The organism is Campylobacter sp. W0014 (assembly GCF_020135975.1).
Lineage (GTDB): Bacteria > Campylobacterota > Campylobacteria > Campylobacterales > Campylobacteraceae > Campylobacter_D.
Map to the genome: position 1 here is coordinate 1 of NZ_JACHTR010000023.1, position 25,705 is coordinate 25,705.

General features: G+C 29.5%; 30 protein-coding genes and 1 pseudogene. 10 read left to right on the forward strand and 21 right to left on the reverse strand.

The window, feature by feature from the left end:
• Positions 1 to 186 precede the first annotated feature (186 nt).
• The 3 genes from H2277_RS07255 to mog are packed head-to-tail and all read left to right on the forward strand — an operon-like array spanning position 187 to position 2,532.
• Positions 187 to 951 (forward strand): basic amino acid ABC transporter substrate-binding protein, encoded by a 765-nt coding sequence (locus H2277_RS07255; RefSeq protein WP_337201668.1) that lies wholly within the window; start codon positions 187 to 189, stop codon positions 949 to 951.
• 38 nt (positions 952 to 989) lie between these two features.
• On the forward strand, positions 990 to 1,979 hold the full coding sequence (corA, locus tag H2277_RS07260; RefSeq protein WP_337201669.1) for a magnesium/cobalt transporter CorA: 990 nt from the start codon (positions 990 to 992) through the stop codon (positions 1,977 to 1,979).
• Positions 1,980 to 1,998: 19 nt separating this feature from the next.
• A complete protein-coding gene (mog, locus tag H2277_RS07265) occupies positions 1,999 to 2,532 on the forward strand; it encodes a molybdopterin adenylyltransferase (protein WP_337201670.1) in 534 nt (177 codons plus the stop codon).
• Between the two features lie 4 nt (positions 2,533 to 2,536).
• On the opposite strand, the gene H2277_RS07270 is transcribed toward mog, so the two are convergent.
• Complete coding sequence (locus H2277_RS07270; protein WP_337201672.1) at positions 2,537 to 2,716, reverse strand: molybdenum cofactor biosynthesis protein; 180 nt, start codon at positions 2,714 to 2,716, stop codon at positions 2,537 to 2,539.
• Positions 2,717 to 2,840: 124 nt separating this feature from the next.
• Between H2277_RS07270 and H2277_RS07275 the strand changes: the two genes are divergently transcribed.
• Genes H2277_RS07275 through H2277_RS07295 form a run of 5 tightly spaced genes read left to right on the forward strand, consistent with a single transcriptional unit; the run spans position 2,841 to position 6,798 of the window.
• Complete coding sequence (locus H2277_RS07275; RefSeq protein ID WP_337201673.1) at positions 2,841 to 4,028, forward strand: M48 family metallopeptidase; 1,188 nt, start codon at positions 2,841 to 2,843, stop codon at positions 4,026 to 4,028.
• The gene (locus tag H2277_RS07280; protein WP_337201674.1) at positions 4,025 to 4,825 is read left to right on the forward strand and encodes a HemK/PrmC family methyltransferase; all 801 of its coding nucleotides are present in this window, start codon (positions 4,025 to 4,027) and stop codon (positions 4,823 to 4,825) included. Before H2277_RS07275 ends, H2277_RS07280 begins: the two co-directional genes overlap by 4 nt.
• 48 nt (positions 4,826 to 4,873) lie before the next feature.
• Positions 4,874 to 5,344 carry a DUF4149 domain-containing protein gene (locus H2277_RS07285; protein WP_337201675.1) on the forward strand — a complete coding sequence of 157 codons (471 nt, stop codon included), beginning with the start codon at positions 4,874 to 4,876 and terminating at the stop codon, positions 5,342 to 5,344.
• Between the two features lie 39 nt (positions 5,345 to 5,383).
• Entirely contained in the window at positions 5,384 to 6,133 is a 750-nt protein-coding gene (flaC, locus tag H2277_RS07290) for a flagellin C (protein ID WP_337201676.1), read from the forward strand.
• A gap of 38 nt (positions 6,134 to 6,171) precedes the next feature.
• Positions 6,172 to 6,798 (forward strand): YggS family pyridoxal phosphate-dependent enzyme, encoded by a 627-nt coding sequence (locus H2277_RS07295; protein ID WP_337201677.1) that lies wholly within the window; start codon positions 6,172 to 6,174, stop codon positions 6,796 to 6,798.
• Positions 6,799 to 6,800: 2 nt separating this feature from the next.
• On the opposite strand, the gene dnaE is transcribed toward H2277_RS07295, so the two are convergent.
• A complete protein-coding gene (dnaE, locus tag H2277_RS07300) occupies positions 6,801 to 10,403 on the reverse strand; it encodes a DNA polymerase III subunit alpha (protein ID WP_337201678.1) in 3,603 nt (1,200 codons plus the stop codon).
• 138 nt (positions 10,404 to 10,541) lie between these two features.
• Between dnaE and H2277_RS07305 the strand changes: the two genes are divergently transcribed.
• On the forward strand, positions 10,542 to 10,781 hold the full coding sequence (locus H2277_RS07305) for a SelT/SelW/SelH family (seleno)protein (RefSeq protein ID WP_337201679.1): 240 nt from the start codon (positions 10,542 to 10,544) through the stop codon (positions 10,779 to 10,781).
• Positions 10,782 to 10,807: 26 nt separating this feature from the next.
• Here the strand turns inward: H2277_RS07305 and H2277_RS07310 are convergent, their stop codons facing one another.
• From H2277_RS07310 to H2277_RS07395, 18 genes are all read right to left on the reverse strand, one after another.
• A complete protein-coding gene (locus tag H2277_RS07310; RefSeq protein ID WP_337201680.1) occupies positions 10,808 to 11,140 on the reverse strand; it encodes an ArsC/Spx/MgsR family protein in 333 nt (110 codons plus the stop codon).
• A complete protein-coding gene (locus H2277_RS07315) occupies positions 11,134 to 12,480 on the reverse strand; it encodes a class II 3-deoxy-7-phosphoheptulonate synthase (RefSeq protein ID WP_337201681.1) in 1,347 nt (448 codons plus the stop codon). Before H2277_RS07315 ends, H2277_RS07310 begins: the two co-directional genes overlap by 7 nt.
• A 16-nt stretch (positions 12,481 to 12,496) precedes the next feature.
• Positions 12,497 to 12,913 (reverse strand): hydroxyisourate hydrolase, encoded by a 417-nt coding sequence (gene uraH / locus H2277_RS07320; RefSeq protein WP_337201682.1) that lies wholly within the window; start codon positions 12,911 to 12,913, stop codon positions 12,497 to 12,499.
• Positions 12,914 to 13,058: 145 nt separating this feature from the next.
• Entirely contained in the window at positions 13,059 to 13,415 is a 357-nt protein-coding gene (gene rplS / locus H2277_RS07325) for a 50S ribosomal protein L19 (protein WP_137624454.1), read from the reverse strand.
• A 10-nt stretch (positions 13,416 to 13,425) separates the two neighbouring features.
• A complete protein-coding gene (gene trmD / locus H2277_RS07330) occupies positions 13,426 to 14,130 on the reverse strand; it encodes a tRNA (guanosine(37)-N1)-methyltransferase TrmD (RefSeq protein ID WP_337201683.1) in 705 nt (234 codons plus the stop codon).
• A complete protein-coding gene (gene rimM, locus H2277_RS07335; RefSeq protein WP_337201684.1) occupies positions 14,127 to 14,666 on the reverse strand; it encodes a ribosome maturation factor RimM in 540 nt (179 codons plus the stop codon). Before rimM ends, trmD begins: the two co-directional genes overlap by 4 nt.
• Positions 14,659 to 14,901: a KH domain-containing protein gene (locus H2277_RS07340; protein WP_137624451.1), complete on the reverse strand. Its 243-nt coding sequence runs from the start codon at positions 14,899 to 14,901 to the stop codon at positions 14,659 to 14,661. The genes rimM and H2277_RS07340 overlap by 8 nt, the downstream gene beginning before the upstream one ends.
• Before the next feature lie 2 nt (positions 14,902 to 14,903).
• Positions 14,904 to 15,131 (reverse strand): 30S ribosomal protein S16, encoded by a 228-nt coding sequence (gene rpsP / locus H2277_RS07345; RefSeq protein WP_004275478.1) that lies wholly within the window; start codon positions 15,129 to 15,131, stop codon positions 14,904 to 14,906.
• Between the two features lie 62 nt (positions 15,132 to 15,193).
• A complete protein-coding gene (gene ffh, locus H2277_RS07350) occupies positions 15,194 to 16,531 on the reverse strand; it encodes a signal recognition particle protein (RefSeq protein ID WP_337201686.1) in 1,338 nt (445 codons plus the stop codon).
• 59 nt (positions 16,532 to 16,590) lie between these two features.
• On the reverse strand, positions 16,591 to 17,343 hold the full coding sequence (locus H2277_RS07355) for an RluA family pseudouridine synthase (protein WP_337201687.1): 753 nt from the start codon (positions 17,341 to 17,343) through the stop codon (positions 16,591 to 16,593).
• Positions 17,324 to 18,481, reverse strand: a complete 1,158-nt coding sequence (gene waaA / locus H2277_RS07360) for a lipid IV(A) 3-deoxy-D-manno-octulosonic acid transferase (RefSeq protein WP_337201688.1) — start codon at positions 18,479 to 18,481, stop codon at positions 17,324 to 17,326. The genes H2277_RS07355 and waaA overlap by 20 nt, the downstream gene beginning before the upstream one ends.
• Positions 18,478 to 19,194: a zinc ribbon domain-containing protein gene (locus tag H2277_RS07365; RefSeq protein ID WP_337201689.1), complete on the reverse strand. Its 717-nt coding sequence runs from the start codon at positions 19,192 to 19,194 to the stop codon at positions 18,478 to 18,480. The genes waaA and H2277_RS07365 overlap by 4 nt, the downstream gene beginning before the upstream one ends.
• 9 nt (positions 19,195 to 19,203) lie before the next feature.
• Positions 19,204 to 19,929, reverse strand: a complete 726-nt coding sequence (locus H2277_RS07370; RefSeq protein WP_337201690.1) for a Nif3-like dinuclear metal center hexameric protein — start codon at positions 19,927 to 19,929, stop codon at positions 19,204 to 19,206.
• Positions 19,916 to 20,779, reverse strand: coding sequence for a glycine--tRNA ligase subunit alpha (gene glyQ, locus H2277_RS07375; RefSeq protein ID WP_337201691.1), 864 nt, complete (start codon positions 20,777 to 20,779; stop codon positions 19,916 to 19,918). Before glyQ ends, H2277_RS07370 begins: the two co-directional genes overlap by 14 nt.
• Positions 20,776 to 21,324, reverse strand: a complete 549-nt coding sequence (locus H2277_RS07380; RefSeq protein ID WP_337201692.1) for a DUF3972 domain-containing protein — start codon at positions 21,322 to 21,324, stop codon at positions 20,776 to 20,778. Before H2277_RS07380 ends, glyQ begins: the two co-directional genes overlap by 4 nt.
• A 9-nt stretch (positions 21,325 to 21,333) precedes the next feature.
• Entirely contained in the window at positions 21,334 to 21,828 is a 495-nt protein-coding gene (purE, locus tag H2277_RS07385) for a 5-(carboxyamino)imidazole ribonucleotide mutase (RefSeq protein WP_337201693.1), read from the reverse strand.
• Complete coding sequence (locus H2277_RS07390; RefSeq protein ID WP_337201694.1) at positions 21,825 to 23,081, reverse strand: peptidase U32 family protein; 1,257 nt, start codon at positions 23,079 to 23,081, stop codon at positions 21,825 to 21,827. Before H2277_RS07390 ends, purE begins: the two co-directional genes overlap by 4 nt.
• Positions 23,081 to 23,782 (reverse strand): chemotaxis protein, encoded by a 702-nt coding sequence (locus tag H2277_RS07395; RefSeq protein WP_337201695.1) that lies wholly within the window; start codon positions 23,780 to 23,782, stop codon positions 23,081 to 23,083. Before H2277_RS07395 ends, H2277_RS07390 begins: the two co-directional genes overlap by 1 nt.
• A gap of 230 nt (positions 23,783 to 24,012) precedes the next feature.
• On the opposite strand from H2277_RS07395, the gene glnA reads away from it, so the two are divergent.
• Entirely contained in the window at positions 24,013 to 25,443 is a 1,431-nt protein-coding gene (glnA, locus tag H2277_RS07400; protein WP_337201696.1) for a type I glutamate--ammonia ligase, read from the forward strand.
• Positions 25,444 to 25,494: 51 nt separating this feature from the next.
• On the opposite strand, the pseudogene H2277_RS07405 reads toward glnA, so the two are convergent.
• Positions 25,495 to 25,705, reverse strand: a pseudogene (locus H2277_RS07405) (hypothetical protein); the annotation flags it as partial.

A 25,705-nucleotide genomic window follows, 5' to 3' on the forward strand; every position in this document is an offset into this window, starting at 1 on the left:
TATTATTGCTATTTAATTAAGATATTTAGAACTAAAAAATTAAGATTAATAAAAATCCGGTTGTTTTTGATAAAATAATTTTACTTTCAATCAATTTATAGAATAAAACTCAAATAATTACAAAAATTTATTATAATTGCATTTTTAGTATTAAAATATTTAAATTTTGAAAAAGGAGATTTCTAAATGAAAAAAATATTTATTACTTTTTGTCTTGTTTTAACAAGCTTATATTTTATAGCTTGCCAAAAAAACAAAAATGATAATCAAGTAGAGTCAAACGTAACTTTAAGTTTAAAAGTAGGAACGGATCCTAATTACAAGCCTTTTAATTATAAAGAAAATTCAATTCTTACTGGCTTTGATACGGATTTAGTTAATGCTATTGGTAAAAAAGAAAATATAAAAATCACTTGGGTTCAAACTAGTTTTGATGGTTTAATTCCTGCTTTAAAAGCTGGAAAAATTGACATGATTGCCTCTGCTATGAGTGCAACTGATGAGAGAAGACAAAGTGTTGATTTTACACAACCTTATTTTAAAAGTAAAAATCTTTATATTAAATTAAAAACCAATAATGAACTTAATTCTAAAAGTGATTTGGAAGGTAAAAAAATAGGTGTGCAACTTGGGACATTACAAGAAAACGCTGCAAAAAAAATCAAAAATGCAGAAATTCAAGCCAATAAAGATTTAAATATCGCTATTTTAGCGTTAAAAAACAATAAAATTGATGCTATTATCATAGATCAAGATGCCGCAAAAGGCTTTCTTACTGAAAATCCAGAACTTGTAAGCTTTTATCAAGAAAATGATGATAGTAAAGGCTTTAGTTTTGCTTTTGATAAAGGTACACAAAAAGAAGCTTTGGCTCGATTTAACAAAGGTATTGATGAACTAAAAACTGATGGAACTTATGATAAACTTTTAAAAAAATATGATTTAGAATAAAATATCAAAAATACAAAATTGTATTTAAGGAATCATTTATGCTTTATATCTATACTAAAACAGAAAATGCCTTGGTGCAAAGAATTTGCTTTAACTTGGATGAAAATATACAAAAGCTACCTGAAAATATTTTATGGATAGATTTACTTCATCCAAGCATAGCCGAGATTACTTTTATTGCTAATAAATTTGATCTTGAATTCCCAACCAAAGAAGAAAGTCAAGAAATAGAACTCAGTGCAAAATATTGGGAAGATAATGCAACTATTACCATTAATGCGCATTTTTTAATCAGAGATTATAAGCATAATGAAAACAAAGCTAATCCTAACAATCTTAGTACAGAAATAGTCACCTTTACAACAGCTAAAAATATTTTATTTACAATAAGATATAGCGAATTTAACACTTTTGAAGAAATTCAAGCTAGAATACTGGCAAGTCCTAAAAATTTTGAAGATGGATATGATATCATTGATAAAATGTTTGAAGTACGCGTTGAAAAAGATGCAGATTTGCTCGAATGGGTGGATAAGGAAGCAAGACGCTTAAGAATAAGTGTCTTAGAAAAAAAAGATGAATATAGCTACGATGCAATGCTAAAAGATATCTCTAGTTTACAAGAATTAAATATGCGTGTTAGAGATTCTCTCTTTGATAAAAGAAGAGCAATGACTTCTTTATTAAAAAGCGATAAAATAGATAAAGATATCAAACAGAATTTAACCATAGTTCTTAAAGACTTAAATTCCTTAGTTGAATTTAGCGTTTCCCAATTAAATATTTTAGATAACATACAAACAATTTTAACAAGTCAAGTCAATATAGAACAAAATAAAATTATCAAGCTTTTTACGGTTGCAACAGTTGCTATGATGCCACCAACACTTATTGGAACAATCTATGGAATGAATTTTAAATTTATGCCCGAGCTTGATTTACATTATGCTTATCCTATTGTACTTTTTATCATGGTTGTTTCTATTATACTACCTGTAGCTTTTTTTAAAAAGAAGGGTTGGCTTTAAAAATAAGGAGAATTATATAATGGATATAATAAAAATTGGAATTTTAACCTTAAGTGATCGTGCAAGTAGCGGTATATATGAAGATAAAGCGACAAGTGAAGTTGAAAGAATACTTAATTCTTTCATAAAAAATAAAATTGATTATTTTAAAGAACTTATTCCGGATGATTATGATTTAATCATACAAAAATTACTTTATCTAAGTGATGAAAAAAAATGTGATTTGATTATAACAAGTGGCGGAACAGGACCTGCATTGCGAGATGTAACACCGGAGGCAACTGAAGCTGTATGTGATAAAATGATGCCTGGATTTGGAGAATTAATGCGTTTGGAAAGTTTAAAATATGTTTCTACTGCGATACTATCAAGACAGACTGCAGGAATTCGCAATAAAACTCTCATTGTAAATCTTCCAGGAAATCCTAAAGCTATAATGGAATGCTTAAATCCTATATTTCCGGCTATCCCTTATTGTATAGATTTAATTGGAGGCTCTTATATAGAAAATAACGATGAAGTGATTAAAATATTTCGCCCTAAAAAATGCTAACAATTCATTGATTAGCCTTAATAAGCCTGCTAAGCTGTCTAGCCAGCAAACTTGCGCTGGCTTCATCTTTACTTATTTTTTGAATTTTGCGAGTAAAATTAAAAAGTCTATCATCCAAAATAGCATCGTTAAATGAAATTTTATTTTTTAAATCTTGTTTTTGAGATATTTTTGTTTTAAACATTTTTTATCCTAAAATTATAAAAATTTAATGTATATTGTACTAATAAATTCTTTAATGATTAACTTTATTTCATGATTTTAAGTTAAAATTCAAAACAAAAATATTTTTATTTTTAAGGAAAAATATGATTTTAATTGCAATTTTATTTCTTTATACGATTATATTATCTTTTATTTCTTATCGACAAATCATTTTTTTAAAACAAGAAAAACAAAAAAAAGCACAAATTTTAGACGAAAACGACTATAAAAAAGCAGCTAATATTGCTATAGATAATGAAAAATTTAAATTATTCTCTAATTTGTATTCATTTTTTATCAATGCTGCTTGGCTTAGCTTTGGTTTTTATTTTCTTAACAATTTAATTATTGAGGAGAATTCACGTCTTGAAAATACTTTATTTTTGTTAGCATTTTTAATCATAACAAGTATTGTAAATTTACCCGTTAGTTTTTATGAGCATTTTGTAAAAGATAAGGTTCACGGATTTTCAAACATGACTTTAAAAATTTTTATCCAAGATAGTATAAAAAGCATACTCTTAACCTTAATATTTGGCTTTTTAATCATCTATGCTTTGCTTTTTTGTTATGATTTTTTTGAATCATTATGGTGGATTGCTGCTTTTGTATTTTCATTTTTTGTTATTTTACTTATAAATATAATTTACCCTACTCTAATTGCTCCTATATTTAATAAAATTCAAAAACTAGAAGATGAAAATTTGCAAAATAAAATTTCTTCTTTGATGCAAAAATGCGGTTTTAACGCAAATGGAATTTATGTGATGGATGCAAGCAAAAGAGATAAACGCTTAAATGCTTATTTTGGAGGACTTTTTAAAAATAAAAGAGTTGTGCTTTTTGATACTCTATTAAAGGCACTCAATGAAAAGGAACTTTTAGCTGTTTTGGGACATGAGCTTGGACATTTTGTTCATAAAGACATCATAAAAAATCTATTTAGTAGTGCCTTTATGATGCTTTTGCTTTTTTTTATTTTTGCACATTTACCACAAATTCTATACACGCAAACACACTTAGATAATATCAGCGCTGGAGTTTTTGCACTTTTACTCATTTTTAGCAATGTATTTAGCTTTATTATTTCACCTTTGATTAATTTTTTAAGTAGAAAAAATGAATTTGCGGCTGATTTGCATGGAGCTAAAGTTACCTGCAAAGAAGACATGAAAAATGCTTTAATGGTATTAGCAAGAGAAAATAAAGCTTTTATTAAAACGAGTAAAATTTATAGCTTTTTTTATCTTAGTCATCCAAGTATTTATGACAGAATTAAGGCTCTTTCTTGACTATAAAAGAAGCTTTAAAGCAAGCAAAATCTAAACTAAAAAACCATAAAAATGAAGCTATTTTTATACTTTGTGAGCATCTAAATAAAGATAAAACATGGCTTTTTTTAAATCAAGATTTAAATTTTGATCCAAAAATATACTTTGAACTCATTGATCGTTTTAGCAAAGGAGAGCCTTTTGAATATATTTTTGAAAAAGTAGATTTTTGGGGTTTAGATTTTCAGATAAACAAAGGTGTATTGATACCTAGATACGACACAGAAATATTGTTGACCCAAATTTTAAATTTATGCAAAACTCATCAATTTGAAAATATCTTAGAAATAGGCTTTGGTAGTGGAATTTTAAGTATTGTATTAGCCAAAGAACTTAAAATCAATCTCACTGCTTGCGATATCAATCCCAAAGCATTAGAACTTGCTAAAAAAAATGCAAAATTTCACGGAGTAGAAAAACAAATCGATTTTAAACTTTGTGATTTTTCCACATTAAAAGATAATTATGATTTTATTTTCTCAAATCCTCCCTATATAAAAAATTCTTATCCTATAGATATTTGGGTGCAAAGTGAACCCAAAGAAGCTTTATTTGGTGGAGAAAAAGGTTATGAAATTTTAGAAAAAATCATTCAATTTAGCTATTCACAAAAGGTAAAATTTTTAGCCTGTGAATTTGGCTATAATCAAAAAGAAGTTTTGGATAAAATTTTAAAACAATATTATTTTTCAAATTTATTTTTTAAAGATGAAGTTGGACATGATCGAGTTTTTGTTGCAAAATTTACTCAAAGCTAAAATTATTGTGCTAAGATAATCAAAAATCAAAATAAATTGGAGAAAATTTTGAAAGCTGTTAATTTATTTTTACTTGCAGCCATGATAGGTATAGAACTTATACTTGGCATTGTTGTTGCGCCTGTTATTTTTTATCCTCAAAATTTTATTGGAAATGGAATTTTAAGTCATTATCAAAGTGGAATTTTAATGACACAAATTTTTATAAAAATGGGATATTTGCTACTTATTGTTTCAATCATAAATATCTTATTTGAAATCTTTTCTTATTTTAGAGAAAAATTTAATTTTAAAATTAAATTTTCAAAACTAATATTAAGTTTAATTATTTTAATTTTAAGCTTAGTTTTTGTATTTTATTTCACTGAACAAATTATCTCTATGCAAAAATTAGGCGAACAAGCAACCACTAGTACTGAATTTACTGGCATACACAGTGCGAGCGAAATCACTTTGAAAATAATTTTAGCATCTCAAATATTTTTATATTTTTTAAGTTTTAAAATAGAGAAAAAATGATATAATTTAAAAATTTAATATAAATTAAGGAAGCGTGCTATGATGATTTCTGATGCAACCATGATGCAACAAAACTATTATTTAAATAATGCCCAAAAAGCTAGCGATAAAGCTTTAGAAAATATTGCCGCTGTTCGTGCAATCAGTGGAGTTGATAGTGCAAATTTGGCTATTGCTGATTCTTTAAGATCTCAATCTAGTACAATAGATCAAGGGATAGCTAATGCTTATGATGCTATTGGTGTATTGCAAATTGCTGATGCTAGCTTGACAAATATTTCTCAAAGTGCCGATAGACTAAACGAACTTTCAGTAAAAATGAATAATGCTGCCTTGAATGATTCTCAAAAGAATATGTTAAGAACAGAAGCTACAAGAATTCAAGATTCTATTAATGATTCTTTTAATAATGCAACCTATAATGGTAAAAATGTATTTCAAACTATGAATTTTGTTGTAGGAAGTGGCACTGAAACAACAAACCTAAATTCACTTTCCGCAGCAGGTCTTAGTATAGATAATCAAGATAGTATTACAAATTTCATGGATCAACTTGGCAGTCTTAGAAGTGAAATAGGCTCTGGTATTAATGCTATTACTTCAAATATTAATTCTAGTGTCCAAAATAGTATCAATACAAAAGCAGCTGAAAATAATCTTTTAAACAATGATATGGCTAAAAATGTTAATGACTTTAACGCCAATTACCTAAAAGAAAATGCAGCGGCTTTTGTAGCAGCTCAATCAAATATGCAATTGCAAAGCAAAATCGCAAGCTTATTGCAATAAATTTTAAAGCCTTTCAAAAGGCTTTAAAAAAATCATCCATGAATTTAGAACAAATTTTAGAAAAAACAAAAAATATTCATTTGGTTGCTGCAAGTAAATATACAGATTCTAATACTATTAAAAAATTTTTCAATCTTGGAATTACTGATTTTGGAGAAAACCAAGTTCAAGCTTTATTCCAAAAAAAACAAGAGCTTAATAAAGAAAAGTTAAATATTAAATGGCATTTCATAGGAAATTTACAAAGCAACAAAATCAACCTTTTAATCAAACAAAAACCTATTCTTTGGCAATCTTGCAATGGTTTAAAAATCGCTCAAGCTGTAAATCAAAGGCTTGATTATAAACTTGATACTTTACTGGAAATAAACAGTGCTAAAGAAAAAAGTAAAAGCGGAATTGATTTAAATAAAGCAATAGAAGAATACATACAAATTCAAGAAGAATGTCCGAAATTAAATCTTTGTGGTGTAATGAGTATAGGTGCTAATGAAGAAGATCAAAATCAGATTATCAAAAGCTTTGAAACTACATTTAAAATTTATGAAAAATTACAAAAATATGGTGCAAAAATTTGCTCTATGGGGATGAGTAATGATTTTGAACTCGCAATAAAATGCGGCTCAAATATGGTTAGATTGGGGAGTATTTTATTTAAAAATTAAATTCATCCCGCATATTTTTCAATAATCTTTTGACTTATATTTTCAGATATAACAAAATCAGTATGGTAAAGCAAGCAAGAACCAGCACTGATAATTTTTAAAACGAGTTTGCGATTTCCCTTTTCATTTGGATTGTGTGCATTTCTTGCTATGTTATGAATTTCATAAATTAATTCACGATTTAATTTAGAAATATCAAGTTCTATAATATTTTTTTCAAATTCTTTAGGTTCTTCGGTAAAATCTTTATTTTCTTGGACTATTTTTTTAGTTGAAAATTTCTTAATCGCCTTAAAATCTCCTTCTTTAAGTTCTTCTAGCTTTTTAATCGATCTTAAAGCAAAACTATCAACCTTACCTTCATCAGATTTATAACTTAATAAAAATCCATAAGCCTTATTTTTTGATTCTTCATCTTTTAAAATATTTTCCAATTCCTCTATATTTGACTCAAAAACAGTTGCATCAAAGGTAGAGTAAAAGTCTAAAATTTCAAGCTTACCATAACGTTTATTGTTTTTACTCATCATGGTTTTAAAGCCCTCTATTTTCCCAATACTCAATATCTCCCCATTGCCCTTAAGCGATGAAAAATCAATACTTTTTACGTAATTTATATCTCTAAACTCTTCATAAAAACGATCTAAAGGATGGCCTGAAACATAAATTCCTAAAATTTCTTTTTCAAAATCGAGCTTTTCCATGATTTCAAATTCGTCATTTTTGACAATAAAATTCGCTTGTAAACCACTAGAAAGCTCATCTTCTCCAAAAAGAGAACTCGCCGCATTTTTTCTCACTTCAGCCATCTTTCTTGAACCCTCCGAAAGATTTTCTAAATTATCAAATAAACATTTACGCGTATAGCCAAATTCATCAAAAGCACCAGCTTTAATAAGGCTTTCTAGAGCTCTTTTATTGATTTTTGCAGGTTCTATTTTACCTAGAAAATCATTGATATCCTTAAATTCCCCACTTTCTCTAGCTTCAAGTAAATTTTCAACTGCTGGAATTCCCACGCTTTTAATCGCTCCTAAACCATAAACGATTGCATCACTTCCATCTTCTTGCTCTATAGCGCTAAATTCACGTATAGCCTTATTAATAGAAGGTGGCAAAAGTTTGATATTCATCTTTTTCATCTCATCTATATAAACAGCGATTTTTGTAACATTATTTTCTTCGCTTGTCAAAAGTGCAGCCATAAATTCACTAGGATAATAAGTTTTCAAATAAGCAGTTTGAAAGGTAATAAGAGCATAGGCTGCAGAATGTGATTTATTAAAACCATAGCCTGCAAATTTTAAAATAAGTTCCCAAAGATCCTCGGCTTCTTTTCTATTATAGCCTTGTTTTTCGGCTCCATCGGCAAATTCATCTTTTAATTTTTTCATTTTTTCAGGATCTTTTTTACCCATAGCACGGCGCACAACATCTGCTCCACCCAAAGAAAATCCACCGATAATTTGAACTATTTGCATAACTTGTTCTTGATAAACTATAACCCCATAAGTTGGCTCTAAAACTTCTTTTAAAGTATCAAAAGGATATTTTATATCTTTTAAACCATGCTTTCTATCGATAAAATCATCAAGCATACCTGACTCCATTGGTCCTGGGCGATACAAAGCTAGTACCGCGATTAGATCCTCAAATCTTTCTGGCTTAAGCCTTGCATTTAAACTTTGCATACCGTCTGATTCTATTTGAAAAATCCCCAAAGTATTTCCACTTTGTATAGTTTTATAAACCTTAGGATCATTGACATCAATACTTTCCCAAACTATATCTTTGTTGTATCGCTTTTTTATAAGATTAATAGCGTTATTAATAACAGTTAAAGTTTTAAGACCTAAAAAGTCAAATTTAATCAAATCAACATCTTCTAAATGATCCTTAGAATACTGCGTTACTAAATGTCTTTCATCATTTTTACTTTGCCTAAAAAGAGGAGTTTTTTTCCACAAACTTTCATTAGAAATAACAACACCTGCTGCATGCATACCTGCATTTCGATTAAGCCCCTCTAAAGCTTTTGCATATTCCCAAACCTCATGCCCTTTAGGATGTCTATCAATAAATTCTTTGATCTTTGGCTCTTTTTCATAAGCACTATCTAAAGTGATTTTAAGCTCTTCGGGGATAAGCTTAGCAAGCTCATCAGCATCAGGGATACTCATGTCACATACTCTAGCAACATCTCTAATCACTCCACGTGCCAATAACTTACCAAAAGTTATAACTTGTGCGACTTTATCAGAGCCATATTTATCAATAACATAATCAATCACTTCCCCTCGCCTATCTTGACAAAAATCAACATCAATATCTGGCATAGAAACACGCTCTGGATTTAAAAAACGCTCAAAAAGCAAACTATAAGGTAAAGGATCCAAATCTGTGATTTTTAAACAATAAGCCACTAAACTTCCAGCAGCAGAACCTCTTCCTGGTCCAACTGGAATGCCTTTGCTTTTAGCAACAGCTATAAAATCATGAACAATAAGCATATAACCTGAAAATTTCATATTTTTAATAATATCAATCTCTCTTTGCAAACGCTCTTTATAATCTTTGTGCTTATCTTCATCTATGAATTTTAATCTTTCTTCTAAACCTTTATTACAAAGATATTCAAAAACAATATCATCATTATCAAAACTGAATTCTTTTTTTTCATCTTTTAATTGCAAATTGTATTCTTTAGCATATTCTCTAGTAAATTTAAAATTAGGAGGAGTTGGATTTCCCAAATTTAATTCTAAATTACATTTTTGTGCTACTTCTTGCGTATTTTCTATAGCCTCTGGGATATCTGAAAAAAGCTCTGCCATTTGCTGAGGGGTTTTTACATAAAATTCATGCACACTATGACGCATGCGATCAGGATCGTTTAATTTTTTTCCCATTGCTATACACATAAAAACTTCATGTGCTGCAGCTCTTTCTTTAAAGGTATAATGTGTGTCATTTGTAGCTATAATTTTTATATTTAATTCTTTAGATAATCTTATAATATCATCATCAATGCATCTTTGATCATAAATACCATGTCTCATAATCTCCAAATAAAAATCATCTTTAAAAACATCTTTATACCATAATGCTGCTTCTTTGGCGCTCTCATATCCTTTTGCACCAAAACGAGCATTTCTTTGACTTTGAACATTTAAATGCCAATTAACCTCACCTTGCAAACAAGCCGATGAACAGATAAGTCCTTCACTATGTTTTTCTAAAATTTTTTTATTGATGCGTGGATAATAATAAAGTCCATGAATATAACTTTGAGAGCTTAAATACATTAAGTTTTGATAACCTATCTCATTCTTAGCATACAAACAAAGATGAAAACGCTGCCTAGAGCTCTTATCACTTATATCATCATGATTATGCAAATACGCTTCTAAACCTATGATCGGCTTAATACCCCTTGATTTCATCGTTTGATAAAAATCAATAGCACCAAACATATTGCCATGATCTGTCATAGCTACACTTGTAACCCCTTGCTCTTTTAGAGTATCTGCTAATTCTTTTAATTTATTAGCGCCATCAAGCAAAGAGTATTCAGTATGCAAATGAAGATGGGTAAATTGACTCATTATTTATCCTTAAAAAATGCTCAAAATATATTTTTTATTATATTTTTTTATCGCTGAATTTTTAAGAATTTATTCTCTTAGACTCTACAAAATTTAAAAAATATATTATAATTATAAAAAGTCTCAAAAGGAGATAAAATGCAAGTAAAAATTATTTATTGCAATCTTTGAAACTATCGTCCGCAAGCTGCACGTGTTGCAGAAGAATTAAAAAATAAATTTCAAGATGTTCATATTAAATTTGAAATTGGCAATAAGGGCGATTTTATCGTGGAAGTTGATTCAAAAATAATCTTTTCAAAAATGGCTCTTATAAATTGCGAGAGTGAAAGATTTCCGCATGAAAGAGAAATACTCGATCTAATCGGCAAGATGTAAAAATGATAGAATCTTTAAAATCGTTTTCATTTTAAAGATTCATATTCTTTTCCGATATAAATTTTACCTTGAGATTCTATCACTGGGCGTTTGATACAGCTTGGATTATCTAGTATTATCTTTTTTAACTCATCCTTGCTTAAATGCACAAGTGTTTCTTTATTTAATCCGATCTTCCTAGCAGTCGTGCCCGCCGTATTTACAAAATCTGTAATATCTCTTTGACTGATCCAAAAATCAAAAGTTTTTTCATCAAGTTTTTTAATATCTAAAAATTCAAATTTAATTTTTTTATTTTCAAGAAATTCTTGAGATTTTTTAACACTATTGCAATTTTTTATACCATAAAAATTTAACATTTTCTATTCCTTTTTAATAAATCTGCAATCAAAAATGCAAGTTCTAAAGCTTGATCGGCATTTAATCTTGGATCGCATTGGGTTTCATAACGCTCATTTAATTTTTGCTGAGTAATATTTGAAGCACCACCTATACACTCTGTGACATTTTGCCCTGTCATTTCAAGATGTACCCCTCCTGCATAAATTCCCTCACTATAAGCGATTTCAAAAAAGGATTTCACCTCTTGAATGATTTTATCAAATTCTCTCGTCTTGTAGTTTCCTATTTTTGTAGTATTGCCATGCATAGGATCAATACTATAGATTAAGTTCAATCCTTCTCTTTTAAGTTTAACAAAAATTTTAGGCAAATTCTGAACTATTTTTTCAGCACCCATTCTAATAATAATATTTAATTTACCTTCTTCATTTTCAGGGTTTAAAGAATTAGCCAAAGCAATGATATCCTCAGCGGTAGCATTAGGACCTATTTTTACCCCTAAAGGATTTTTTATCCCGCTTAAAAAATGAACATGCGCCTCATCAATAGCTCTAGTTCTTTCTCCTAACCATAGCATATGAGCAGAACAATCATAAATTTCCCCACTTAAGCTATCCACTCTTGTTAAGGATTCTTCATAAGGCAAAAGCAAAGCCTCATGAGACGTGTAAATATTAACTTCTTTAAGAGCAGATGTATTTTGTATATTGATACCGCAAGCTTCTATAAAATTTAAAGCTTCGGATATTTTTTCACTCATGTGAGCATATTGTTTATATAATTTATTTTTTTTCAAAAAGCCTAAATTCCAACGATGAACTTCACGTAAATCAGCCAATCCTCCTTTAGCAAACCCTCTCAATAAATTTAAAGTTGTAGCGCTTTGATAGTAAGCCTCTAGCATTCTTTTAGGGTCTGGAATTCTTGATTCTTGATCAAATTTAAAATCATTGATAATATCTCCTCGATAACTAGGAAGTTTTATTCCATTTAATTCTTCAAAATCATCACTTCTAGGTTTTGCAAATTGTCCCGCTATACGTCCAATCTTAACTATAGGACATCCGCCCGCAAAAGTTAAAACTATGGCCATTTGAAGTAAAATTTTAAACATATCACGTATATTAATAGCGCCAAAATTTTTAAAACTTTCAGCGCAATCTCCACCCTGAAGTAAAAAAGCCTCACCTCGTGAAACTTTGATTAAATCATTTTGAAGAGCTTTAACTTCTCCTGCAAATACTAAAGGGGGTAATTTTTGAAGTTTAGCTAGAACTTTATCTAAATCTTTTTGATCTGGATAAATAGGTTGTTGCTTAACAGGATATCTTCTCCAAGAGTTAATATTCCATTTCATAATAAATTTTTATTTCTCAACTTCCTCTATAAGTAGAATAGCCAAATGGTGAAAGAGTAATCGGCACATGATAATGCTTTTGATTCTTAGAAAGCTCAAAACTAACCTCTATAAAAGGATAAAATGTATCAACCTTGCGAGACGTGTAATAGTCTTTAGTGTAAAATTTAAGCTTGTAAATTCCACTTGCTCTATTTTCTAGTTTATTATAAGGTAAAAAATCGCCTATTCTTCCATCGTCTTTTGTAAATTCTTCGCCTATTTTCTTCCATTTTTGATTTTTTTCCATTTTATAAAGCTCTACCTTAACTTTAGGTGCAGGCTTTCCTGAAAAAATATCTAAGATATGAGTACTTAACTGATACTGTGTGGCGTTTAAAAATAATGGAGCGCTAATAATCAAAAATGCAACAATTTTCTTAACCAAAAACATTTTTTTCCTTAATAAATAATTTTGATACATCTTGATTATAATAAAATACTTTTAATAAATATAATTATAGTGATAAAAAATTATTTAAAAAGATATTTTTTAATAAGTAGCATTAAATATTTACAACGATGAATCGCTGTAAATATTATTTTTTAAGTTCTTTAATACGAGCTGCTTTACCGCGTCTATCTCTAAGGTAGAACAATCTTGCACGTCGAACTCGTCCTTTTCTTAATACAGTGATACTCTCCAAACTTTCACTATAAATTGGGAAAATTCTCTCAACACCTACATTATTAGCACCAATTTTACGAACAATAAAAGTTTCACTTACCCCATTACCTCTTCTAGCAATACAAACACCTTCAAAATTTTGAATTCTTGTTTTATCACCTTCTTTAATACGAATTGCAAGCTTTAAAGTATCTCCAGCACGAAATTCTGGAATATTTTTACCCTCGATTTGCTTAGCTTCAAATTGCTCTATGTATTTGTTTTTCATAAAAAATCCCTCATTTTTTGCGTTTATGCTCCAAAAATAAATCTGGACGAAAAAATTTAGTTTTACAAAACGCTAAAGTAGTTTTTAAACTTGCAATTCTAGCGTGATTACCCTTTAAAAACTCTGAAGGAGTATAAAAACTTTCACCTTTTTTTTCAAAAATAAAAGGTTTTGAAAATGAAGGAGCTTCAAGCAAATTATTCTCAAAACTTTCTTCTTCAAGACTACAAGTATTTCCCAAAACTCCGTCTACATTTCTTAAAATCGCATCACAAAGGGTTAGAGCTGGCAATTCTCCACCAGTTAAAATAAAATCTCCTATGCTAAAAACCTCATTGGCAAACATTTCTATTACTCTTTCATCAATACCTTCATATCTTCCACAAACTAATACAATATTTTTCTTTTTACTTAAACGTTTTGCATCTTTTTGATTAAATAGTTTTGCACTTGGAGTTAAAAAAATAAAATAAGGCTCACCTTCTTCATTTTGAATAAATTTTAAAGCATTATATAATGGATCAACTTGCATCAAAAGTCCTGCTCCACCACCTATTTTATAATCATCAACCTTATGATATGAATTTTGACTAAAATCCCTAGGATTAACAAATGCAAGTTTAAAAAGATTTTTTTTCCTTGCTCTTGCTAAAATAGAATCTTGAAAATAGAATTCAATCAAATTAGGAAATAAAGATACAAAAGTAAATTTCATGAATTTTCTAAAATCAAAAAAGCATCTTGGGTACAAAAAATATTTTTTTTATCTATATCGATTTTACTAACAAATTTATCAAGATAAGGTATAAAAAATATTTTAGGATAATCTTTAATAAAAAATTCTCTATCGGTTTCTATTTCAAATAAAAAAGAATTTCCAACTTCCAATATATTAACCACTTTACCCAAAATTTGCTCTTGAAATAAAATTTGACATCCTAAGATATCAAAATAAAAAAATTCATCTTTATTTAATTTACAAGTTTTACGAGTTGCTTCAATGCTTTGATATAAAATAGTATTTACAAGCTCTTGAGCTAGATTGATACTTTCATATCCCTCAAATAAAATCGAAGAATTGGTATGATTATAGGATTTTACAATTAACTTTTTACGACCTTTATCGATAAAAAAAGAGGAGTCTTTTTTAAACTGCTTTAAAAAATCACTAAAATTATGAAGTTTTAAATAACCTTTAAGACCAACAGTTTTTCCAAGTTTAGCAACTTGGATGAAATCTTCTTCACTCAAGCGCTTTTACCGTTACACGATAATTTGTTGCATCCTTGCTTTTGAAAGCAGATACAACAGTTTTAATCGCATTGATCATTTTGCCATTTTTTCCGATAAGCTTTCCAGTATCTGTCTTATCAACATAAAGTATAATTTCAAAAAAATTTTCACCAAGCTCTATTTTTTCTGTTGAAATTTTATTAGGATAATCTGCGATTAACTTGGTGTATTCTTTTAAAAATTTTTCTACCATAATTATTTGCTAGTGATTGAAGCAACTTTATCGCTTAACTTAGCACCTACGCTTTTCCAATAAGCTAAACGCTCTGCGTCAAATTTAACAACTTCAGGTTCAACCATAGGATTATAATAACCTATACTTTCAATCCAACCACCATCTCTACGTTTTCTGCTATCTGTTACCACGATACGATAAAAAGGTCTTTTTGTTCTTCCCATTCTTGTAAGTCTAATTACTGTCATTGTTACTCCTTAAAATAAAAATTTTATCTATAAATATAAATTTATACTCATAAATAAAATTTTTAAAATTGCCTTCTAGCTTGATTCATCATTTGCATCAAACTTTCCATTCCTTTTTTTCCTGAAAATTTCTTAGCTAATTTCGCTGCATTAGCAAATTGTTTTAAAAATCTGTTTACTTCCATTTGAGACAAACCAGCACCTTCTGCTATACGACGCTTTCTAGCATTGTTAAGCAAATCTGGATTTTCTCTTTCTTTAGGAGTCATTGAAGAAATCATAGCCTTAATATGCAAAATCTCTTTAGAATTATCAAGATCGATATCTTTTATAGCCGAAGACATATTAGAAAGTCCAGGAATCATACCAATAAGAGATTTCATGCTACCAAGTTTTTTCATACTCTCCATTTGATTTAAGAAATCATTAAAATTAAATTCACCTTTTTTAATTTTTTGATTAAGCTTTTTTGCTTCTTTTTCATCAATTATAGCTGCAGTTTTTTCAGCTAAAGTCGCCAAATCACCTTCACCCATAATTCTGCTAACAATTCTATCAGGTATAAAAATCTCTAAATCTGCTATTTTTTCACCGGTTCCTATAAATCTTAAAGGAGTTTCAACTTGCTTGGCTATCCCTAAAGCAACACCCCCTTTAGTATCTGCATCAAATTTAGATAAAATCACACCACTAATACCCAAAGCTTGATTAAAACTAGCTGCTGTTTTAACTCCATCTTGACCACTCATTGCATCTGCAACATAAAAAACTTCATCAGGATTTAAAACTTCTTTAATTTTCTTTAGTTCATCCATCAAAATTTCATCAATAGCCAAACGTCCTGCGGTATCAACTAGCAATACATCAACCATAGAATTTTTAGCCTTATCTAAGGCTTGTTTTGCAACTTCTATAGGATTTTTTTCATTATCTAAAGAAAAAAGATCAAGTTCGTTTGCACTACACAATTGTTTAAGTTGCTCAACAGCCGCTAAACGTTGCAAATCGCAAGCGGCAATTAAAACTTTTTTATTGCGAAGTTTTAAATAATTTGCAAGCTTAACTGTAGAAGTGGTTTTACCTCCACCTTGCAAACCAGCCATAAGAACGACTGTTGGAGGTTTTGAGGAAAACACAAAACCTTGATTTTTTCCATTAACATTTAAAATATTTTCTAAATTTGATTTTATAGCATCTAAAAATTGTTTTTGCCCTATCCCGTTTTTTTTGACATCATCTTCAACAAACATCAATAATTCTTTAACGACTTTATGATGCACATCAGCCTTGAGAAGGGATTTTTTTAAGGTTTCTAAAGCATTCTTAAGCGCTTTTTCATCATCAACAAAACGCAGTTTATTAATCGCTGATTTAAAAGATTCGCCAATTAATTCAAACACTTTACACCTTTCTTTTTAATTTAAGCCTAGAATTATACAAAATTTTTTCTTAAATGGCTTTAAAAATCTAAATTTTTTATTTCAAAGCCTAAGTTAAAAAAGCTATGATCCAAATCCGCCTTAAATTTATAATCAAATAAATTTATTTCATAGCTATGCAAATACATTCTATTATTGGTGATTTTTGAGTATTTTTCATCTCCTATGATTCCATGCTTAATAAAATTAGCGTGCACTCTAATTTGGTGAGTTCTTCCTGTATGAATAATGATTTTTGTCAAGGTTTTTTTTGCTTGGATTATAATCGGGATAAATAAACTTGATGCACTCAAACCCTCTTTAGAAATTTTACTCAAAGCCCCTCTTTTTGTTTTTATAGTTAAAATAGGCTCATTAACTTCTATCTCTTCTGCTAAAATTCCATCCAAAACCGCTATATAACTTTTATAAACTTTTTGTCGCTTAAATTCTTCAATGCAAAGCTTTTTAAAATTCTCATCCTTGCAAAGTAAAATCACTCCGCTTGTTTCTTTGTCGATGCGATTTAACAATTTTGCACCAAATTTTTTTTCCAAATCCTCGCTTATGTAAGAATAAGGCTTGTTAATAGCAATGATTTTATCATCTTCAAAAATAACACTAGGATTTGCCATTTTTACAACATTGAATTTTGTCTTATCACTCATTAAAGCTCTTGCGATAAGCACTTTCTTTCCATGTGTAAAAACACATCCTTTATCTATCAATTCTTTAGCTTCGCGGTTTGAAATATTTTCTTGCAAAGCTAAAATTTTATAAGCTTTTTCTTGCATCAATTCCTTCCTGTATTGCCTTAAAAACTTGTGTTAGATCATCACTTTTTTTAATTTTTGCTTTTAAATTATAATGATGAATTTTATAGTCTAACTCTTTTAAATCATTGCAAAAATAAACATTTTCAACTTTATCAAATAAAACTTTTTGATTATCGATAAAAGGTCCTGATATTAAAACATTTTCAAAAGAAGCCACCTCTATGGGATTATGCCCACCAATATTTTTAAAAAAAGATCCGCCTAAAACCACTATATCTGAAATAGCATAAAAGTTGATTAACTCTCCCAAAGCATCTAACAATAAAATCTTTTTGTTAAAATTTTTATTTTGAGTGTTTAAAAGGCTAAATTTTTCAAATTCTAAGCCTTTATTTTTAAGTAAATTTTCAACCTCAAAAAAACGCTCTGGATGTCTAGGGGCAATGATGAGTTTTTCCTCTTTACTCAAATTGATCCAATCAAGCAATAATTCTTCTTCACCCGCATGCGTGCTTGCAAAAATGATTAATTTTTCTTTAGATTTTAAATAATTTTTATTAGGCTTTATGGAAATATTGGCTTTAATATTGTGCAAAACTTTAACATTTTTTGCTCCTAAACTTTCAAGCCTTATTTTATCTACATCACTTTGTGCAAAAATTTCATCAATATAGTAAAAAATTTTTTCATAAAAAAAACGAAATCTTAGATAACTTCTATAAGATTTATCCGAAATGCGCGCATTAAGTAAGATAATTTTTGCTCGATAAAATTTAGCCATAAAAACAAGTATAAGCCAGTATTCAGCCTCAAAAATAACCAAAACCTTTGTAGGTTTAAGCCATAATGGTATCCAATTTTCAAAAGGAAGATAATTTACCTTTTTACAAAATTCTTTAGCACAACTAAAACCAGTTTGTGTTATAGTGGTAATTCTAGAGTCAAATTTTAAAGCGAATTCTTTTATGCTTCTTGTTTCCCCATAAGAGCAAGTATGAAAATGAACATCAGAAATTTTTTGATGAAAATTTTTAAATAAAAAAAACCGCGCTTTTAAGCTATATTTATATTTTTGCTTCAATAAAGAAAGGATAAAAATAGGGATAGCTGATATTATAAAAACTATCCACGCTAAAATATAATAACAAAGAATCAACTCTTATCTTCTTGCTCTTTATATAGTATTCTACCACAATGTGGGCAAGTTACGATTTCTTCCCCTTTTATCACAGATAAATAGGTTTTATCATAAATTTTCATAAAGCAACCATAACATGCTTGTTTTTTGACGGCTACAACTGCTGTATTTTTAGCCCATTTTCTAATTTTTTCATAAAAACTTAAAACTTTGAAGTTAATATCTTCAACGAGTTTAGTTTTTTTAGCATAAACATCCATTCTTTCTTTTTCCAAGGCTTCCATTTGAGTTTTAATATTTGCCTTTATCGTCTCTATATCCTGTTCTTCTTTAGCTTTTCTTTCTAAAAGTTCTTTTTTAAAAAGCTCTTTATTTTCCAAAATTTTATCCAAACGAATAATCTCATCATTAGCTGAATCAAGCTGTTCTTTAGCAATATCCTCTTCTATTTTTAAAGCATTAGCCTCTTTTTCTGTTTTTACAGAACCACTTTTTTTGCCTAGTTCTTTTATTTTAGCTGAAAATTCTGAAATGTGTAAGTTATTTTGGATTTTTTGATTTTTTACATCCTCAATCTCAAGCTCTAAATCACTGATTTGAGTATTGATCTGACTGATCTTATTTTCAGCATCTTTTAAATTTTTAGCTATGCTATCAATTTTTGGTTCAAAACTATCAATTTCTTGATCTATTTTGGATAAAAGCACTAATTGTTCGAGATGTTTATTCATATATATTCCTTAAAAATATTGAAATGGATTTTTTGAAGCTGATATTATAACCTTTAGTGGCAAATTTTTCAAGTCTTTTGCTAGACATTGTGAAAAATACCGCTCACTTTCAAAATGCCCAATATCAATTAAATTTAAATTATCGCTCACTGCTTGCATGGCTTGATGATATTTAAAGTCTCCGCTTAAAAAACAATCTGCTTGCACTTTAGATATAAGATCTCCACCACTTCCAGTGCAAATAGCAAGACGCTTGATTTTTTCTTTTCCGCAATAACTAATCCTTAAAATATCCATTTGCAATTTTGATTTTAAATATTCACACAATTGAAAAAAATCAAATCCTTGATCAACATAGATCAAAAATTCATCTTTAAAAGCAATTTTAAAACCTAAAATTTCCTCGACAAAATAATTATTTAAATGACTTAAATCAAAATTTGTATGCATGGATATTAATGAGATATTTTTTTCTATCATTTTTTTAACAAAAGCCTTAGGATAATCCAAATTTGCTAAATTTTTCAAACCCTTAAAAATAAGAGGGTGATGCGTTATAAATAAAGAATTATTTTCAGCTTGATTAATTAAATTTTCATCTATATCTAAGCTTAAATATACAGTTTTAATCTCATCTTGATTATTTCCAAGCAAAAGACCGCTATTATCCCAATCTTGCTGATTATTAAAAGGGCTTAATTGATCTAAGAAATTATAAATATCAATTAGTTTCATTTAACGTTTTTTTATAAACCTGAGCACAATTTTTAGAAAGCTCTCTAATCTTTAACATATAATCTTGTCTTTGCGCAACAGAAATAGCTCCTCTTGCATCAAGAAGATTAAAAGTGTGTGCTGCAAGCATGCAATAATCATAAGCTGGCAATGCTAATCCTTGCTCTAATATATTTTTACATTCTTTGTAAGCATTCTCAAATTGCTGATTTAAAAACTCAACATCACTTACTTCAAAATTATATTTACTAAACTCATATTCGCTTTGTTTATGAACATCACCATAAGTGATTTTTTTACCCTGAAATTCACTCCAAACAATATCATAAACATTTTCAACATTTTGAAGATACATAGCTATTCTTTCAAGTCCATAGGTTATTTCAGCACTGACTAAATCTACTGCTATACCTCCGACTTGCTGAAAATATGTAAATTGTGTAACTTCCATACCATCAAGCCAAACTTCCCAACCAAGCCCCCAAGCTCCCAAACTTGGACTCTCCCAATTATCTTCCACAAAACGTATATCATGATTTTTTAAATCAAAACCTAAATTTTCTAAGCTTCTAAGATAAAGTTCTTGTATATTTTCTGGACTAGGTTTGATTAAAACTTGAAATTGATAATAAGCACCTAAGCGATTGGGATTTTCTCCATACCTCCCATCCGTTGGACGACGTGAAGGTGCCACATAAGCTGCAGCCCAAGGCTGCTTTCCAAGACTCCTTAAAAAAGTAGCAGGATGAAAAGTCCCTGCTCCAGCGGGCATGTCATATGATTGCATTATAGCGCAACCTTGCTGTTGCCAAAATTCTTGTAGTTTTAATATCATTTGTGAAAAATTCATTTTTCACCTTCTTGATTGTTATTTAAATTTATATCGGTTTTATTTTCTTTATTCATTTCTAAATCAGGTTCCGTTTTTGCTCCAAAAATTTCAGTTGTTTTATTCCACATAAGTTTATACTTACGCTTTAAAAACTCAACTTCTTCTCTTGCATGTTTTAACTCATTGTTTAAAGTTTCTATCGTTTTTCTATCTTCTTCATAAAGTTCTTGCATGGAATAAAGAGCATCTTTTAAAAATTTATTTTCATTTTTTAAAGCTTCAAGTGTTTCATCTTTTGCATCTAAAACTTTTTCATGTAAATTTAAAATCGTACCTATAGTTTTTTCCACAAAACTTTCTCCAGCTAAAGTCATAGAATTAACCATAGCAGATTGCGATTTAGTAGCAGGAACAACACTAAAAGTTCCTTGATTAGCTTCTATATAAATCACACCTTCTTCTTCTTTAAAATTCAAGGCACCATTAGCCATCATACCTTTTACAACATCTTCGTTTAAATGTACAAGTTTGCAAAATTCTTCAAGCTCTAAATAAGTTTGCATCTTTTTTTCCTATAATAAAATTTCAACATTCTTTGAGTCTGCAACCAATTTGTTTTCTTTAGCTTCTCTATCTTCTTTTAAAGCTTGTGCCAGTTTATCATCGCTTAAAGCAAGAATTTGCATTGCTAAATAAGCAGCATTTTGAGCGCCTGCTTTACCAATGGCTAAAGTTCCCACAGGAATTCCACTTGGCATTTGTACAGTAGAAAAAAGAGAATCCATACTTGCCAAATTACTTCCTGACATAGGAACGCCTAAAACTGGCTTAGTTGTATAAGCAGCAACCGCCCCAGCTAAATGAGCTGCCATACCTGCGGCCGCTATAAAAACTTGAGCACCTTTTTCTTCTGCTTTTTTTATGTATTCTTTAGTACGTTGTGGGCTACGGTGTGCTGAAGTGATAATAAGTTCATACTTAATATTAAATTGTTTAAAAATATTAGCACACTCTTGCATAATTTCATAATCACTTTTACTCCCCATTAAAATAGAAACAAATTTCATAAAATTTCCTTTCTTAGAAAACTAAATGCGCTTACCTTAGCTGGCATTTTGATCTCATTTTCATTCCCGCTATGGATTTCTGTGAATTCTTTATTATTTTTTGCGATTAATTTTTTAAATTCCACAAAATACTTATCATCTTTTTGATAAATTTTACCTATTTCATTTTCACATTCCTCAAGTTTATCTCCAAAAGGAATTAAAATTTCATAAGCTGTATTTAAAACTATTTTACCTTTACATTTAAAACAACCACCATCTTCAACAATAGCATGAACTTGATGCGTACCTTCTTCTATACTTGTGTGATGATTTTGAGTATCTATTTTTTCCAAAGGACGAGAAACTAGATAACCGTCGGTAAAACCTCGATTTTTAAGGGTATAAATTTCTCTTTCATATTTTTTAGGATCAAAATTATGATTTAAGACATCCTCTATAGCCATTTTATAAGTTCTTGTAGTGAGTGCAACATAATATTCGCTTTTTGTTCTTCCTTCTATCTTAAAAGCACTAATGCAATTTTCTCGCATAATTTTTTCTATATAAGAACATAAATTTAAATCTTTGGAATTAAAAATATGTGTGCCATTTTCATCTTCTTCAAGCCTAAAAAGTGTATTATTTTCAGGGTTTTTAGCATAAAGTTCATAATTAAATCTGCAATCATTAGCACAAGAGCCCCTATTGCTCATTCTCCCACTTTGAACCGAACTGATCAAACAGCGACCAGAATAAGCAAAACACATAGAACCGTGAACAAAAGCTTCGAGCTCTACATCGCAATTTTCTTTTAAAATTTTAGAATCTTTTAGACTTAATTCTCTAGCTATAACAATACGTTTAGCACCCATACTTTTATAAACTTCAGCATCAAGATAATTTAAAATATTAGCTTGCGTAGATACATGCAAAGGAATTTCAGGAGCCAATTCTCGTACTAATTTCATAGCTCCTACAGAAGCAACAATAAAAGCATCAGGTTTCATATCGCGAAGTTTTAAAATATGACGTTTAAGACCCTCTATTTGCCCACTTAAATGAAAACCATTTAAAGTAACATAAATTTTTTTACCCTTATTATGGGTATATTTTACAGCTTCTTCAAAAGTCTCATAAGTAAATTCTTTAGCTGTTCGAGAGCGCAAAGAAAAGTTATTTACTCCAGCATAAACCGCATCAGCTCCATAAGCTAAAGCAATCTTTAGCTTTGTAAAATTTCCAGCTGGAGCTACGATTTCTGGAATGATCATTATTTTTGACCTAAACTTGCTATCAAGGCTTCTATATCATCATTACTTACAACTTCTGCTGTGCTATCTCCTTCTATATGTACCGCAGAACCAACACGTTTTTTATCATCAATCTTGCCTTCAAACAAAGAACTCATATATCGACTTAGAGCACGCATAACGTTAATAACACGCTCTATTTTTTGACGATGGATATCTTGATACTGCATGGCATCCATAGCCATCATAACTTCATCTTGACCACCTTGTAAATGATCAATAATATTATTACTTGTTTGTTTAGCTTTTTTATTAAATTCTAAAGCTTCGCTAAAGCTTTCAACATTAGGAAACTTCTCATTTAATCTTGTAAAAATTTCTATATTTTTATCTAGGTTTTTATCGATATCAGCCATTAAACTTTCAGAGTCTGCAAAAAAATTACTGATATTCTCAAGTTTTTCCATCATTTCGGTAGCTTTTTGTTCGCTATCCTTAGTAACATCATCAAGCTGATGCACCACTTTATGCTCTTGACTTGGTGGCGGTGGTGGCCATGCTAAATTAGGATTTGGCCTATAGTCAGCTACTTTTACATCTTCTATTTTTTCTTCTTGAATTTCATTATTTTGAGTTCCTGCTTCAACAAAAGCTTCAGACTCTAAAATATCTTCAGAATCTAAACTACCATTCATTAAAGCATCAAGTTCTTCTTGAGTCATTGTTTTCCTTATAATTTTTAAAATATTCCGATATAATATTTCTTCACCAATAATTTTTAAAATTATACTCTATTTAATCTGAAATAAAATATAAATTCATAAGTATTTTTAAATATTATTTAATTATTGAGTTTTTAATTATAATCTATAAAATTCAAAAAATACTAGCAAAATTTTTATTAAAATAATATGATACAATTTCAAAAATTAATGTTTAGCAAGGAGAACATATGGGGAAATTTGTTGATAATGTCAATGATTTTTTTAAATTTTGCACACAAAATGAAGTGGTTTTTGTGGATTTTCGTTTTACAGATATGATTGGAACTTGGCACCATATTACCTACAATATCCATTCAATCGATGAAGAAACTTTTAACACAGGAATTCCATTTGATGGAAGCTCTTTAAAAGGATGGCAACCGATTGAAAAATCAGATATGATTTTAAAACCGGATGTTCAAAGTGCCTTTTTAGATCCTTTTACAGCAGACCCTACCATTATTGTTTTTTGCGATGTGTATGATATTTACAAAGGACAAATGTATGAAAAATGCCCAAGAAGTATTGCAAAAAAAGCAATGCAACATCTTAAAGATAATGGTATAGCTGATACAGCTTATTTTGGGCCAGAAAATGAATTTTTTATCTTTGATAGTGTAAAGATAATAGATACAGCGCACTGTTCAAAATATGAAGTCGATACCGAAGAGGGAGAATGGAATGATGATAAAGAATTTATGGATAGTTACAACACAGGTCATAGGCCTCGCAAAAAAGGCGGATATTTTCCTGTTCAACCTGTAGATTCTTTAGTGGATATCAGAGCTGAAATGATGCAAACTCTTGAAAAAGTTGGACTTAAAACCTTTGTGCATCATCACGAAGTCGCACAAGCTCAAGCAGAAATTGGGGTAAAATACAATACACTTGTAGAAGCTGCTGATAATGTTCAAATTTATAAATACGTTGTCAAAATGGTTGCGCATTTAAATGGCAAAACAGCAACGTTTATGCCAAAACCGCTTTATGGAGATAATGGAAGTGGTATGCATGTGCATATGAGTTTATGGAAAAATGGAGTTAATTTGTTTTACGATAAACAAGGATATGCAAATTTAAGTCAAACTGCTATACACTATATAGGTGGAATTTTAAAAAATGCTAGGAGCCTTGCTGCTTTTACAAACCCAAGTTCAAATTCTTATAAAAGAATAGTTCCTGGTTTTGAAGCTCCTTGCATTTTAACCTATTCTTGCCAAAATAGAAGTGCGAGTTGTCGCATACCTTATGGTATAGAAAAAAATTCTGCTCGCATAGAAATCCGCTTTCCTGATAATACAGCAAATCCATATCTTGCTTTTGCAAGTTTATTGATGGCGGGACTTGATGGGATACAAAATAAAACCATTCCAGTCGGGCCAATGGATGAAAATTTATTTGATTTAACTTTGGATGAAATTCGTGAAAAAGGTATCGAGCAGCTACCACATACTCTAAGAGGAAGTCTAGAAGCCCTCATTCGCAACAATGCTTATTTAAAACCAATTATGAGCAATCTTTTTATCGATGATTATCAACATTTAAAATTTGAAACTCAAGTATGGCCAGTAGAAGCACGTCCAACTGCTTATGAATTTAAAACCTGCTATTCCTGCTAATTCATAAAAAAGGATTTTAATATTTTAATATTAAAATCCTTTAATCAAAATCTAAACCCTAGTTTGTCCTATAAGATTATTTAATCTATCCATTATAGATCCAACATAAGAATTAATACTTTCACTACTTGCTTTCCAGCCGTTAGCAATGGCTTGTTTAATCTCAGCGTCCAAAGCCCAATTGCCTTCATTGGCTTTTGGATCTATACCCTTTTCATACATATAAAGCTCTCCAGCCATATAACCTCTATCAAGTTTATAT

Coding starts and splice junctions, on each gene's coding strand:
- H2277_RS07255 (WP_337201668.1), top strand. CDS start 187: ATGAAAAAAATATTTATTACTTTTTGTCTTGTTTTAACAAGCTTATAT.
- corA (WP_337201669.1), top strand. CDS start 990: ATGCTTTATATCTATACTAAAACAGAAAATGCCTTGGTGCAAAGAATT.
- mog (WP_337201670.1), top strand. CDS start 1,999: ATGGATATAATAAAAATTGGAATTTTAACCTTAAGTGATCGTGCAAGT.
- H2277_RS07270 (WP_337201672.1), bottom strand. CDS start 2,716: ATGTTTAAAACAAAAATATCTCAAAAACAAGATTTAAAAAATAAAATT.
- H2277_RS07275 (WP_337201673.1), top strand. CDS start 2,841: ATGATTTTAATTGCAATTTTATTTCTTTATACGATTATATTATCTTTT.
- flaC (WP_337201676.1), top strand. CDS start 5,384: ATGATGATTTCTGATGCAACCATGATGCAACAAAACTATTATTTAAAT.
- H2277_RS07295 (WP_337201677.1), top strand. CDS start 6,172: ATGAATTTAGAACAAATTTTAGAAAAAACAAAAAATATTCATTTGGTT.
- dnaE (WP_337201678.1), bottom strand. CDS start 10,403: ATGAGTCAATTTACCCATCTTCATTTGCATACTGAATACTCTTTGCTT.
- H2277_RS07310 (WP_337201680.1), bottom strand. CDS start 11,140: ATGTTAAATTTTTATGGTATAAAAAATTGCAATAGTGTTAAAAAATCT.
- H2277_RS07315 (WP_337201681.1), bottom strand. CDS start 12,480: ATGAAATGGAATATTAACTCTTGGAGAAGATATCCTGTTAAGCAACAA.
- uraH (WP_337201682.1), bottom strand. CDS start 12,913: ATGTTTTTGGTTAAGAAAATTGTTGCATTTTTGATTATTAGCGCTCCA.
- rplS (WP_137624454.1), bottom strand. CDS start 13,415: ATGAAAAACAAATACATAGAGCAATTTGAAGCTAAGCAAATCGAGGGT.
- trmD (WP_337201683.1), bottom strand. CDS start 14,130: ATGAAATTTACTTTTGTATCTTTATTTCCTAATTTGATTGAATTCTAT.
- H2277_RS07340 (WP_137624451.1), bottom strand. CDS start 14,901: ATGGTAGAAAAATTTTTAAAAGAATACACCAAGTTAATCGCAGATTAT.
- rpsP (WP_004275478.1), bottom strand. CDS start 15,131: ATGACAGTAATTAGACTTACAAGAATGGGAAGAACAAAAAGACCTTTT.
- H2277_RS07355 (WP_337201687.1), bottom strand. CDS start 17,343: ATGCAAGAAAAAGCTTATAAAATTTTAGCTTTGCAAGAAAATATTTCA.
- H2277_RS07365 (WP_337201689.1), bottom strand. CDS start 19,194: ATGAATAAACATCTCGAACAATTAGTGCTTTTATCCAAAATAGATCAA.
- H2277_RS07370 (WP_337201690.1), bottom strand. CDS start 19,929: ATGAAACTAATTGATATTTATAATTTCTTAGATCAATTAAGCCCTTTT.
- glyQ (WP_337201691.1), bottom strand. CDS start 20,779: ATGAATTTTTCACAAATGATATTAAAACTACAAGAATTTTGGCAACAG.
- H2277_RS07380 (WP_337201692.1), bottom strand. CDS start 21,324: ATGCAAACTTATTTAGAGCTTGAAGAATTTTGCAAACTTGTACATTTA.
- purE (WP_337201693.1), bottom strand. CDS start 21,828: ATGAAATTTGTTTCTATTTTAATGGGGAGTAAAAGTGATTATGAAATT.
- H2277_RS07390 (WP_337201694.1), bottom strand. CDS start 23,081: ATGATCATTCCAGAAATCGTAGCTCCAGCTGGAAATTTTACAAAGCTA.
- H2277_RS07395 (WP_337201695.1), bottom strand. CDS start 23,782: ATGACTCAAGAAGAACTTGATGCTTTAATGAATGGTAGTTTAGATTCT.
- glnA (WP_337201696.1), top strand. CDS start 24,013: ATGGGGAAATTTGTTGATAATGTCAATGATTTTTTTAAATTTTGCACA.